Raw genomic sequence first — 13,247 nt, forward strand, 5'->3', positions numbered from 1 at the left:
TTACATGAAATGGTCTGGGTGAATTTGAGAAACTTTCCACATACCATCTTCTTTAATAAGATCTAAACTGCGCAAGTCTTCAATTTTATCGTCATCGTACATACCACTTAAAAATACGGTAACCGTTGCCTTTTCTGAAAACTCAGAACGCCCAACACTGTTGCCACTTTGTGGGGTAATAATCACAGTGTCGTATTTTAAATTTAATAGGTGACGCTGTACGTTTCTATTACTGTGATAATTGGTCAGAATTCTAGCCAATCGATCGGACGACAGACTAATTGCCACATCAAGATTATCATCTTCATACACACTTTTTAGAAACGTAACTGCCGAATATTCTGGCGTACTGTCGGCTAGCATACCGTAGCGACCCATTCCTTCTTCTTTTTCTCCACATGCCGCTAAACAAAGCACGCTAAACATAACGGCATAAAAACGTAAACGAAAAGATCGCATTAATAAAAACCTTAAACAAGTCAAAGGAAAATGATCGCCCACATTATCGATACTCATCCGATGAGACGCAAGTCAATACGTCTAAACCTTTCGAATAATATTCACTTACCTGTTAAACGAAGCTTGAAAATAACTGCCTTTATTTAAAGATAGTTGAGATGAAAGGGTTTGAGCTCTTTTTAAAAACAAAAAACGAGGCCGAAGCCTCGTTTTGTTATTTACACTCGTTACCGTTTAACGGGTTGGTAAGCGTGATTATTGTGTTTCTTCTTGGTCGCCAAATGCGCCCGCAAATAATGGGCTGCTTAGGTAACGCTCAGTACCACTGGCTAGCAGAACAACAACAATTTTGTCTTTGTTCTCTGGGCGTTCAGCAAAACGTTTTGCTGCTACCACTGCTGCACCAGAAGAAATACCCGCAAGAATACCTTCTTCGGTCATCAAGCGGTGCGCCATTTCCATACATTCGTCGTTGGTGACTTGCTCAACTTCGTCAATCAAGCTTAAGTCCAAGTTACCTGGAATGAAGCCTGCACCAATACCTTGAATTTTGTGTGGCCCTGGCGTGAGTTCTTCACCGTTCATCGCTTGAGTAATAACAGGCGAATCAGTAGGCTCTACAGCAATAGAGGTAATAGCTTTACCTTGCGTGTTTTTAAGGTAACGGCTCACACCAGTAATGGTTCCGCCTGTACCTACGCCTGCTACGAATGCATCAACTTTGCCGTCGGTGTCATTCCAAATTTCAGGACCCGTGGTCTTTTCGTGAATAGCAGGGTTAGCAGGGTTATCGAACTGCTGAAGTAAAACGTACTTTTCAGGATCAGATGCCACAATCTCTTGTGCGGCGGCAACTGCGCCTTTCATGCCTTTTGGTGCTTCAGTTAATACTAAGCTAGCACCAAGGGCTTTTAATAGTTTTCTGCGCTCTAAGCTCATGCTGCTAGGCATGGTAAGCGTTAGTTTGTAACCACGTGATGCTGCAACAAACGCAAGGGCAATACCTGTGTTACCACTGGTAGGCTCTACAATTTCCTTACCTTGGGTAAGCACGCCACGTTTTTCTGCATCCCAAATCATATTGGCGCCAATACGACACTTAACGCTGAAGCTAGGGTTACGAGACTCAACCTTTGCGTAAACGTTACCAGAAGTAACACGGTTTAATTTAACTAAAGGCGTGCGGCCAATAGCCAGAGAGTTGTCGTCAAATACTTGCATTATTAATCCTTACCTAGTTAGGAAATCCCAGCAGTCGTGATCGGTACGACCTTTATAATAGTTAATAATTCATAGCCTGAATTTGGGGATTTCGTCATACCCCTATATCATTGGTCCCAAACGTGAAAATGCAAAGTGCTTTTTCGCTATATGTTATTGTTATTTTACATGACGAATCAGAACGAAAGAGGTAAAACCATAATGGCTTTTAGTGGAACGTCGAATTATATCGCTACAAAAGATTTGCAACTTGCCGTGAATGCCGCCATTACGCTAGAGCGTCCACTGCTTATCAAAGGTGAGCCGGGCACAGGTAAAACCATGTTGGCTGAAGAGTTAGCCGCCAGTCTTGGAACCGATTTAATTCAGTGGCACATCAAATCTACTACAAAGGCACAACAAGGCTTGTACGAATACGATGCGGTATCTCGTCTTCGTGATTCACAGCTGGGTGACGATCGCGTTCACGATATTGGCAATTACATTGTTAAAGGGAAACTGTGGCAGGCATTTGAAGCAGGCAACCGTCCTATTTTATTAATTGACGAAATAGACAAAGCGGATATTGAGTTTCCAAACGACTTATTGCTAGAGCTCGATAAGATGGAATTCTTTGTGTATGAAACTCAAGAGCGTGTGGTGGCCACAGAGCGCCCCATCGTAATCATTACGTCAAATAACGAAAAAGAGCTGCCTGACGCCTTCCTACGTCGTTGTTTTTTCCATTACATTCAATTTCCTACGCCTGAAGAGATGCAGCAAATTGTAGATGTGCATTTCCCAGACTTGAAGAAAAAGCTGCTTGATGAAGCATTAAAAGCCTTTTTTGAAATTCGTGATGTTCCAGGGCTTAAGAAGAAACCGTCTACTTCAGAGCTTATCGATTGGTTGAAACTGCTGGTGGCCGAAGACATTCCACCTGAAGCGTTGCAATCCAAAGACGGTAAAGCCGCCATTCCACCGCTATATGGTGCACTACTTAAAAATGAGCAAGATATTCACTTGTTCGAAAAATTGGTATTTATGGCGCGCCGCTAATGCTTATTCAATTCTTTTTCACGCTGCGAAAATATCAAGTAAAGGTAAGCTTGCGAGAGCTACTTGATTTACTCCACGCCTTGGAAAAGCATATTGTTTATGCAGATTTAGAAGGCTTCTATAGTTTGTCTCGAACCATCATGGTGAAAGATGAGTCTCAATACGATAAATTCGACAGAGCATTTGCCGATTATTTTGAGGGGGTAGAATCTATCGATTTATTCGGTAAAGAAATCCCCGAAGAATGGTTACGTAAACAAATCGAGAAAACCTTAAGTGCAGAAGAGCGTGAAGCGCTACGCCAATCTGGCGGCTTAGAAGCTTTAATGGATACCCTTAAAAAACGCCTTGAAGAGCAAGAAAAGCGACATCAAGGTGGTAACAAATGGGTGGGTACGGGAGGAACATCTCCCTTTGGCGCTTATGGCGACAACCCTGAAGGTATTCGTATTGGGCAAAAGGGCAATCGTCGTAATTCAGCGGTAAAAGTGTGGGATAAGCGCGAGTTTAAAAACTTATCTGCCGATGTAGAGCTAGGCACACGAAACATTAAAGTAGCTTTGCGTAAATTACGTAAGTTCGCCAGAACCGGTGCCAGTGAAGAACTTGATGTGGCTACCACCATTGGTGAAACGGCCAAAAAAGGCGGTATGCTAGATATACACATGTCGCCCGAGCGTCATAACGCGGTTAAGGTTTTAATGTTTTTTGATGTGGGCGGTTCGATGGATCCTCACGTTAAAACCACACAAGAACTTTTCTCTGCAGTGCAGAGTGAGTTTAAATACCTCGAGTACTTCTACTTTCATAATTGTGTGTATGAAGAAGTATGGAAAGACAATCTGCGCCGTGAAAAAGAGCGGGTATCGGTTCACGATATTATTCACCGGTACGGTAAAGACTATAAAGTTATCTTTGTTGGCGATGCCACCATGGGGCCTTATGAAATTACCTATCCTGGTGGAAGCGTTGAACATTGGAACGAAGAACCGGGTAGTGCATGGCTAGGCCGAATACTGAACCACTTTAATAAAGCGGTATGGTTAAACCCGCAAGCGGAAAATTACTGGCCTTATTATTCGTCTATTTCAATTATCAAAGAAATTGTTGAAGACAGAATGTACGGGCTAACTCTTGAAGGCTTAACCCAGGCCATCAAAGAGCTCAGCCGTTCACGCTAGGCATTGTTTATATGGCCGTTTGCATTAGCCGTTCTCATTAGTCAGTGTGTTAGACGCAGAGAGTTATAAAAAATGAGTAAAGTCGCAAGCATACTGTTGGCGGGTGGGGAAAGTAAGCGTTACGGCGGTAACAAGTTACTCTCCCCGCATCATAATGGGTTGCCGTTAATCCAATACGCGTTGCAGCAGTTACACGGGCTTAATCTTGCCGGTACTTATGTGGTTACTGGGCGTTGGCACAGTGATGTTGTTGATGTTGTCGATATGATGACGGCAAGCGCAGCTCAAGGTAGCAATAGCACTAAGGTGTGTTACAACCCGTTGTGGCGTGAAGGCATTGCGTCGAGTATTCGTTGTGGTCTGCAGGCTCTTATGCTGGAAAAGAGCCTTATGCAGGCAGCCGGCAATGAGTACACCCATGTGTTATTACACTTAGCCGACTTAGCCAGTGTTACCACCGCTACACTGCAAGCATTGCTTGACGAAATTCCATCAAATCCCAATCACATCATTTACAGTCAATGGCATAAACGCGGTCTTGATGAGCAAGTGAAAGTAAAAGCGACAGTGCCCGCTATATTCCCCAAAGCAGCATTTGAGAGCTTGCTTGCGTTAAGGGGTGACAAAGGTGCAAAGAAAGTAATAGAAGACTGGAAAGACAAGGGGCAGGCTATTGGTGTCAACCATCCCGAATCTGCATTTGATATTGATGCACCAAGTGATTGGAACGCCTATCGGAGCAACGAGGCATAACCGATAGGCAGGGCATCAATTAAATTACGTGGCGAATCGGTAGCTTGGTCGTTGAATATAATAAAGTCTTGCACCTAGCATGACTGCCGCAGCACTTAACCCCACAATAAATCCAATCCAAAAGCCGCCAGCAGACATAGGCTCTGCCGTTATCCAATTAGTACGGCCTAATATAACGCCGGTGGGCAAACCAATTAACCAGTAAGACACAAACGTAATGATAAACATGGCGGTAGTGTCTTTGTAGCCACGAAGCGCATTGGCTGATATTACTTGTATAGCGTCTGAAAGCTGAAAAATTGCTGCGTAAATAAGTAGCGCATTCGCCATTTGGTAAACCGCCTCATCGCTGGTATAAAGCCCAATGATGAATGCTTTGGCACTTAGCGTGAAAGTAGCCGTACAAGCCGCGGTAACAAAGCCGATTAAAATCGAGCACTTAGCGGCAATTTTAGCTTGCCGTCTATTATTTTGCCCAATGCGATAACCTATACGAATAGACGCTGCCATACCAATACTCATGGGTACCATAAACATAAGTGCCGAGAAATTAAGGGCTACTTGGTGAGCGGCAACTGTGGTGGATCCAAAAGGCGCAAGCAATAGTGCCACTACCGCAAATAAGGTCACTTCAAACAGCAATGTCATGGCGATGGGAAGGCCAAGCTTGAAGGTACGCTTTATGGCAACCACTGACGGCTTGTAGTACGTATCGAAAAGCTGATATTTTTTTAGCGCGGGGCTAAAACGTACGTAAATGAAGGTAGCAATTAGCATGGTGTAAATAACAATTGCAGTTGCTACACCACAACCCGCGCCACCAAAAGCGGGTATAGGGCCAATACCGTAAATGAAAAGGTAGTTACCTAGTATGTTGGCCATTAAACCAATCACGGTAATTAACATGGTTGGCTTGGTTTTACCCAGTCCTTCACAGTAGTTTCTTAGCCATTGGTAAAGCGCGAATCCCGGCATGGCACACAGCACATAAACCACATAATCCACGGTGATGGTATGTAGCTCATCTGCCATGGGGAATAGCGATACGATGTTACCAGCAAAGGGAATAAGCGCAGCCATCGCTACACCAACGAAACACACTAAGTAGCCTGCTTGTTGACTAGCATTGGCAATGCCGGTGATGTCTTTTGTACCTTGAAGCCTTGAAATAATGGGCGGTAAAGCTAGCGCAATACCTTGTATAAAACACAACAAGGGTACGGTAATACTAAAACCAAGCGCCACCGCAGCCATATCAGTCGCACTATAACGGCCAGCCATAATGGTATCGCTCACGCCCATTAACATTTGGGTAATTTGCGCAATTAATAGTGGCCAAGCCAGCTTTATAATATCTCTACCTTCAAGTAGATAACGTTTGTTCTTCAAGGCTACAGATCCGATTCAGGTGAAAGTAAATCAAAAGGAATAACAGGCAGGGTTGTGCCTTTTTCAACATGACTGATGTCTTCGTGAATAATCATTAAACAATTGGCTGCGGTAATAGACGTCATGACACCAGAACTTTGTGTGCGAAACGGCGTTACCAGAAAATTAAAGTTTTCATCGTAGGTTATCGTGGCGCGCTGAAAATCCCGACGGCCAGCACGACGTTTAATGTCGCAGGTTACCGTGGCATTAACGGTTAGCGGCTTACGAACTTGCTGTTCACCCTGCATTTTTCTGATTAACGGGGTAACAAGAAGTTTAGCGGTTACAAAGGCAGAAACAGGGTTACCAGGCAAACCACAAAACAAGGTATTGCCAATATGGCCTAAGGCAAAAGGTTTACCCGGTTTAATTGCCACTTTCCAAAAGTCGATACTACCTAAAGCATCTATTACGTCTTTCACATAATCGGCGTCGCCAACCGAGACGCCACCACTACTTACCATCACATCTACCCGTGCGCTGGCTTCTTTGAACAGGGCGGTGAGTGATTGCTCATCGTCTTTTACTATGCCGAAATCGATAATCTCTACGCCCAATTCTGAGAGTAGGGCGCTCACACCAATACGATTCGACTCATATATTTGGGTAGGTAAGCAGGGTTCGCCAGGTTGAGCTAGTTCAGAGCCTGTGGCGACAACACCCACCTTAACTTGTTTTACTACCTCTACCGTGGTGAGCCCTTGTGAAGACAACAACATAAGGTGCTGTGGCTGTAATCGAATACCTTGATTTACCAGTGACTGTCCAATTTTAATATCCGCTTCTTTCTTGCGAATGTTTTCGCCACAAGCGTGCTGCTTATTAATACTTACGTGATTGCCTTCAGTAGACGTATTTTCAACCATGACTACGGCATCGGCGCCTGGAGGTACTGGTGCGCCCGTCATGATTTTTATCGCGTGACCGGGTTTTAAAGGTTCGTCTGCGGCCATGCCAGCGGTAATGGTGCCCTGAATAGGCATAAGCGTGTCTGGTTGACTACTAGCTGCATTAATAGCGAAGCCATCCATTGCAGAGTTATCCCACGGGGGCACAGAGAGTGTAGCGTGTACTTCAGAGGCAGTGATTCTTCCTAAGGCGCGACCCAACGCAATGGTTTCAGATTCACCTAAGGTGCTAGTTGCATCAATCGCTTTTTCTAATGCGTGTTCTAACGATAACCATTTTGAAGACATGAAAACCACTCCCTAATTTGAGGGTGGGGATTATCACCTAAATGCGCCAATAAACCAATGTATTAGGCAATGACGATAAGGAAATTATAACAAAAACGGCGCTATATGCGCCGTTTGTAAGAGGTGAGTGGAAAGCTCAAGAACTGGAGTTTACTCAAAGTCTTGGTTGCTGATCCAAAGTGTTTGATAGGGCTTCAATTGCAAAAAGGCATCCGACAAGGCAATTTGTTGGCGAGTGACAAGATCTATCCAGTTATCCGTACCAATTAAGTTGATATCTGACAGTAGAATAGTTTGCTCTTCATCCGACACATTACTAATGCAGAAGATACTTTGCTTTCTGTCTAAACTTTGTCGCCAATAACCGAAAATACTTTCGTTAAGCTGCAACGTAAATTGCGTAGCATTCGGGTGGAATGCTGGCTGAGCTTTACGAATTCGAATTAACTGAGACAGTCGCGTCAATACTTTGTGATGCTGAGAATAGGGCGAATCAAGCAAGGCTTCTAGCTCTTTGAAATCCCAACGTCTACGGTTGATTGAACGGTTTTGACCTGTATTAGCCACTTTCTCATAGTCGTTAGACGTACCTAATAAACTATGAATATAAATGCCTGGAATACCTTCCATTCCCAGCATAATGGCGTGCGCACAGATAAAGCGGTCTATCTGCCATTTATCCGGGCCTTTTGTTGTTCCCTGTAACGCATCAAATAACGTAATGTTTATTTCATAAGGCTTTTGTTGCCCATGATCAGACGCGCGCCACGAAATTTTGCCACCAAAGTTTTGCATGGTGTGCACAAGTTCTGAGATTTCTTCATCGTCTAGCAACCCTTCGGCAGGGCGAAGGCCAATACCATCGTGCGATGCAATGAAGTTAAAGTATGCCGTACCATTTTGCGCTGGTGGCATGCTCATCATCCAACTCTTTAAGTACTTACAATTACCCGTTACCAAGGTGTTGACCAATAGTGGTGGCAATGAAAAGTTATAAATAGCATGTGCTTCATTGGCATTACCGAAATAGGTCAAATTTTCCCTGTTGGGAATATTGGTCTCAGTAATGATAATAATAGACGGGTCGACATGTTCAATCAGCGTGCGAATTAACCTAATAACCTCATGAGTTTGAGGAAGGTTAATGCAGTTAGTGCCAACAATTTTCCACAAAAACGCCACAGCGTCTAAGCGGAATATTTTTGCGCCCTTGTCGATATACAAACGAATGATATCAATGAACGTAAGAAGTACCTTAGGGTTCCTGAAATCAAAATCGACTTGGTCATGACTGAAAGTACACCAAACATGTTTAGTGCCATCTTTGGTTTCTGTTTCACGCAATAATGGCGAAACCCTAGGACGAGTAACAATAGACAAATCGTCAGCGGGATCCCCAGTAAAGAAGAAATCTGAACCTGGACCTTCACCTTTTATGAAATTATCGAACCATACACTGCGCGCAGAACAGTGGTTAATCACCAGATCTGTCATTAACCCGTAGTCTTTCGCAATGGCTTCAATATCGTCCCAGCTGCCCAAGGCTTCATTCACACTTGAATAGTCGATAACCGAAAAGCCATCGTCTGAACTGTATGGAAAGAAAGGCAGAATGTGCACATTATTGATGGTGTTCTTACTATAGCGATTTAAAAAGCGATTGAGGGTAACGAGCGGTCGCTCGTCGCCATCAATAACGCTATCGCCATAGGTGATCATGATGATGTCTTCCTCGTCCCAATAATTAGAATGGGATTGAGGAAGCGACACATCTTCATCAGGCTTAATGCCCATCGTCTCCATTAAAGACATGGTTAAGCTTTCTAATGAATGCTCAAGGGGCACATCAGCATAGATATATTCTAGATGGTGCTTCACTTTGTCATGGAGTACTTGCCATGTCATTGTCTATTACTCCATAAATTCTGCGGTGTCAGCTTCAACGGCCTCCAGCAAGCGCTCGAGAATATCTGGCACAGCGCTGGTTACTCGGTTCCAACTTGGAATGAAAGGGGTTTCCATTGGGTTTTCTAAAAAGTTCTGTCCAGCTTTCATGATGTTACTGGCGAACATTTCAACTGCTTTTTCTTCACTGTGAATATCAAGTGTAAGACCGTTCATGACTGCGTCGTTGTGATAGGTCTCAATAAAGTCTAGTGCAATTCTGAAATAGGTAGCCTTGATAGAGCGGAACATCTCGTTACTAAAGGTATAACCTTGGGTAGCCAACTTTCTAAAGATGGCCTTAGTAATGTCGATAGACATTTTAGATAAGCCACCATGTTCATCATTAAGCGACAAATCTTGGTGCTTATGATCGTAAATATCGCAAATGTCGGCTTGGCAAAGGCGATTGTGCGAATAATTGCGATGCATTTCTGACAGTACGCCAATTTCTAAGCCCCAATCACTTGGAATGCGAATATCGTTTAGCACATCGCGGCGGAACGAAAACTCACCGGCTAACGGGTAACGGAAGCTGTCCATAAACTCAAGGTATTCGTTGTCACCCATAATACGCTTAAGTGCGCGTAATAACGGTGTCACTAATAATCGAGATACGCGGCCGTTAATTTTACCGTTCGCTACACGGGCATAGTAGCCCTTACAGAACTCATAGTTAAAGTTCGGGTTTGCGACAGGGTAAATAAGCTTAGCCAATAAGTCTTTGTTGTACGTCACAATATCGCAGTCATGCAGAGCAACAGACTCAGCACGGTTTGATGCTAAAACATAGCCCATGCAATACCAAACATTACGGCCTTTACCCAACTCTTTAGGTGCTAGACCTTTTGATTGTAGTTCTTCATCAAGGGCTTTCAAGCGAGGACCGTCGTTCCAAAGCACGCGATGATGCTGAGGCAGTTTGTCGAAAAACTTAAGCGCATGTTTATATTGCGCCATATCGGCGCGATCTAGCCCTATAACGATTTCAGATAAATAAGGTACGCCCGTTAATTCATCAACAATATGAGGTAAGGCATCACCTTCTAGTTCTGAAAAAAGTGATGGCAAGATAAGTGCCATGGGACGTTTCTGTGAAAAGCGGAGTAACTCGGCTTCTAGTTCCTCTGTTGGTCTACGAGAAAGATTATGTAAAGTTGTAACCACACCGTTTTGATAAAAATCAGCCATGTGTCCTCCTGATTATAGGGAAAGCAATTGAGTTAGCATTTCGTTCCAGCCTTCTGGGCCAGGTAACGTGCTGGTATAAACCTCGTCTTTTTTAACAGAAGGCGGAGGATTTACCGGAGATAAAATTCGTATAGCGATATGTGCTGCTTCAAGCATAGCAATATCGTTTTTTCCATCGCCAAGGGCAACGGTTTTAACATGACTTTCATGTTGCCTTTGGTATTCAGCCGCTAGCCATTTAAGGGCTTGGCCTTTGTCGCAATTGCCTGATACATGGATAAATCGCCCGCCTTCTAGAGGATAGGCGCCACGTTCTTTAACTGCCGCAATAAATTTTTGTTTGTTTTCATCAGAACCAGTCCAAAGTACAGGTTCTCCGAATTGACGTTTAGCTGCTAGGGCAGCAGACGCTTCGTCTAAGCCTGTGCTGCTTTGAATTTCTTCTAAACTCATTTGCGAAAACTGTTTAAACTCACCTTCAAAATCTGCTTTGATTTTATCGAGAAGTTTAATCCAGTAATTTTTATTGGATATAAACGATTTACACCAGTAACCATCTACCCATACGGTTCCGCTAGGTTTCTTTTTGAAAAAGCCATGTGGAATAAATATGGCCGCGCCGTTTTCAATGATAAATGGACCAGTAAGGCCAATTTGCTCTCGCAAAGGCTGTAGCTCAGCAAAGGTTTTACTGGTGGTTGGAATAACCGGTATATCTCGTGACTCTAACGCTGTTAAAGCAGGTTTCGCCGCCTCAAAGGAGTAGGTATGGTGGTCTAACAGCGTGCCGTCCATATCGGTGAAAACTAGCGTTCTTGTCATTACTTTACTTCCTCGCCGGTTATAGTTCTTGTTTCATCTAGCGAATACACAGTGTCACACTTTGTAGGCAATGTTTTAAGTGCATGCTCGGTTAGTCGTTGGTAATTCTGAATAAACTGTGCAACTTGTTCATCGGACATTACCCCTGTAGAAGCGCCTTTGGTTGCTACAGCAAGTTTATGCTCTTGCTCTAACCGCCAGCGGTAAACACATTCAAACGAGGGGGCTTTTAACATAACCCGATAATCGATTTGATCAAACAAGCTTTGATAGTCGTTTGATAATTCAGTATTAACAAACGAACGCCAAATACCAAGTGGATCTTGGTTTTCTTCTAAACTATTTATGGGTTGCTTCATATCGGCAGCGCTTTGCGGTGTTACCCCAACACACCATCCCTCTAAAATAATGATATCTGGTGGCGCGGTCACTACAGGCCACTGATTAACAGGGAAGGGGTCGTCTATCGCTTTATTAAAACGGGGAAGGGCAACTTGGCCGCTGCCTTTAAGCTGCTTAAACCTATCAAGGGCAAGAGGCATATTGTGTGTACCGGGTACACCTCTGGTTGCAAGCAGCGGATGGACCTTTATCGATAGCGCATTTCGCTGCGATTTATCTAAATAAAAGTCATCAATAGAAAGGCAAACCACTTTTTTAGCGTAAATGCTGGTTAAATACGCGCTAATAAAATCAGTAAGCGTAGATTTTCCTGAGCCTTGGCAGCCGTTAATCCCGACCACCAATGGGGCTTTACTTGAATTTGTTGCACCCTCTTGGTGCTTAACTAACCGTTCGCATAATGGGATGAACCATTTTTGTGCAGTGTCCGCATACGTACTTGGTAGCTGATGTGTCTTTAAAAACCCATGTATGTCCATGTTGCAACCCTATTAAATGCAGAATACGTACATCATGGGGAATATAGGTTACAACATTTATGCCAACATCACGATTGCATTACATAGGGGTGAACTTATTTACGATTCGCGACAATCACGGCTCGTTGTGGTGCAGGATACCCCTCAATGGTGCGAGTAATATCTTCAGGGTCGAGAAAATCTTTCAATGACTGGCCTTCAATCCATTCAGTGGCCCGTTGTTCATCGAGTGTTGTGAAGTTCTTATCAACCACACGAATGTTTTCAAACCCAAGACGCTCTAGCCAAACCGTTAAGGCGTCTGTGCTAGGTAGAAACCACACATTGCGCATTTGAGCATAACGTTCTCCGGCCATTAATACGGTTTGCGCATCGCCATCTACCACTAAGGTTTCCAATACCAGCTCTCCACCTTTTCGCAGTTGATGCTTAAGTTGGGTGAGAAACTGAATAGGATCTTTTCGGTGATACAGTACGCCCATTGAAAAAACGGTATCAAACGCGTTCAATGGCTGCATTTCTTCAATACCTAGCGGTAAGAAGTGAATGCGATTATCGGGTATAAAGTGTTTGATAGCTTGAAACTGAATGAGAAACAGCTGGGTGGGGTCGATGCCTACCACGCGAGATGCATCACATCCAAGCATACGCCACATGTGATAACCGCTACCGCAACCTACATCTAGCACGGTTCTGTCTTTAAGTGGCAATATATGCGGGGCAACCCTGTCCCATTTCCAATCTGAACGCCATTCGGTATTAACGTGAATGTTGTGTATATGGAAAGGGCCTTTGCGCCACGGCATAAACTGTTGCAGCAGCCCTAATATCTTCTTCTGGGTATATTGGTCTATATCATCCGCTGTACCAATTCGAACCTCATCAACAAGGGTGGTAGACGAAGGTGTGGTGGTTGGAATTTTTGCAAGTAGACGACACCACTTATCGAATTCACCGTGTTTCTGACTCTTTTGCCATTCATTCATTTGCGCAGGTAAGGTTTGTAGCCAATGCGCTAAAGGCGTATCTAAAGTAGATTTGTAGCAGTCGTTAAACCACGTTGATTCTGGTTTCGTCATATTCTTCTCGGTATTCTTAATTGTGAATCTTAGTGTTGATAATGATTCACA

At 43.8% G+C, this 13,247-nt stretch carries 12 protein-coding genes; 3 read left to right on the forward strand and 9 right to left on the reverse strand.

The window, feature by feature from the left end; all coding sequences use genetic code 11:
* A complete protein-coding gene (locus J5X92_RS09985; protein ID WP_013784263.1) occupies positions 1 to 459 on the reverse strand; it encodes a hypothetical protein in 459 nt (152 codons plus the stop codon).
* A 255-nt stretch (positions 460 to 714) separates the two neighbouring features.
* Complete coding sequence (cysK, locus tag J5X92_RS09990) at positions 715 to 1,680, reverse strand: cysteine synthase A (RefSeq protein ID WP_129738116.1); 966 nt, start codon at positions 1,678 to 1,680, stop codon at positions 715 to 717.
* A 201-nt stretch (positions 1,681 to 1,881) separates the two neighbouring features.
* Here cysK and J5X92_RS09995 point away from each other — a divergent pair, with 201 nt between their 5' ends.
* From J5X92_RS09995 to J5X92_RS10005, 3 genes are all read left to right on the forward strand, one after another.
* Positions 1,882 to 2,718, forward strand: coding sequence for a MoxR family ATPase (locus J5X92_RS09995; RefSeq protein ID WP_129738118.1), 837 nt, complete (start codon positions 1,882 to 1,884; stop codon positions 2,716 to 2,718).
* A complete protein-coding gene (locus J5X92_RS10000; protein WP_062086405.1) occupies positions 2,718 to 3,899 on the forward strand; it encodes a VWA domain-containing protein in 1,182 nt (393 codons plus the stop codon). The genes J5X92_RS09995 and J5X92_RS10000 overlap by 1 nt, the downstream gene beginning before the upstream one ends.
* A 72-nt stretch (positions 3,900 to 3,971) precedes the next feature.
* Entirely contained in the window at positions 3,972 to 4,652 is a 681-nt protein-coding gene (locus J5X92_RS10005; RefSeq protein WP_208805634.1) for a nucleotidyltransferase family protein, read from the forward strand.
* Between the two features lie 24 nt (positions 4,653 to 4,676).
* On the opposite strand, the gene J5X92_RS10010 is transcribed toward J5X92_RS10005, so the two are convergent.
* From J5X92_RS10010 to cmoB, 7 genes are all read right to left on the reverse strand, one after another.
* Positions 4,677 to 6,041 carry an MATE family efflux transporter gene (locus J5X92_RS10010; RefSeq protein ID WP_129738124.1) on the reverse strand — a complete coding sequence of 455 codons (1,365 nt, stop codon included), beginning with the start codon at positions 6,039 to 6,041 and terminating at the stop codon, positions 4,677 to 4,679.
* A 2-nt stretch (positions 6,042 to 6,043) separates the two neighbouring features.
* Positions 6,044 to 7,279 (reverse strand): gephyrin-like molybdotransferase Glp, encoded by a 1,236-nt coding sequence (gene glp, locus J5X92_RS10015; protein ID WP_208805635.1) that lies wholly within the window; start codon positions 7,277 to 7,279, stop codon positions 6,044 to 6,046.
* Between the two features lie 150 nt (positions 7,280 to 7,429).
* On the reverse strand, positions 7,430 to 9,184 hold the full coding sequence (locus J5X92_RS10020; RefSeq protein WP_126873529.1) for a sugar phosphorylase: 1,755 nt from the start codon (positions 9,182 to 9,184) through the stop codon (positions 7,430 to 7,432).
* 6 nt (positions 9,185 to 9,190) lie between these two features.
* Positions 9,191 to 10,414, reverse strand: a complete 1,224-nt coding sequence (locus tag J5X92_RS10025; RefSeq protein WP_013784255.1) for a glycosyl transferase — start codon at positions 10,412 to 10,414, stop codon at positions 9,191 to 9,193.
* A gap of 12 nt (positions 10,415 to 10,426) precedes the next feature.
* A complete protein-coding gene (locus tag J5X92_RS10030; RefSeq protein ID WP_208805636.1) occupies positions 10,427 to 11,236 on the reverse strand; it encodes an HAD-IIB family hydrolase in 810 nt (269 codons plus the stop codon).
* A complete protein-coding gene (locus J5X92_RS10035) occupies positions 11,236 to 12,117 on the reverse strand; it encodes a kinase (protein WP_208805637.1) in 882 nt (293 codons plus the stop codon). Before J5X92_RS10035 ends, J5X92_RS10030 begins: the two co-directional genes overlap by 1 nt.
* A gap of 95 nt (positions 12,118 to 12,212) precedes the next feature.
* Positions 12,213 to 13,196 carry a tRNA 5-methoxyuridine(34)/uridine 5-oxyacetic acid(34) synthase CmoB gene (cmoB, locus tag J5X92_RS10040; protein WP_208805638.1) on the reverse strand — a complete coding sequence of 328 codons (984 nt, stop codon included), beginning with the start codon at positions 13,194 to 13,196 and terminating at the stop codon, positions 12,213 to 12,215.
* Positions 13,197 to 13,247: the final 51 nt, after the last annotated feature.

Source organism: Alteromonas sp. K632G (genome assembly GCF_017653625.1).
Classification (GTDB): Bacteria; Pseudomonadota; Gammaproteobacteria; order Enterobacterales; family Alteromonadaceae; genus Alteromonas; species Alteromonas naphthalenivorans.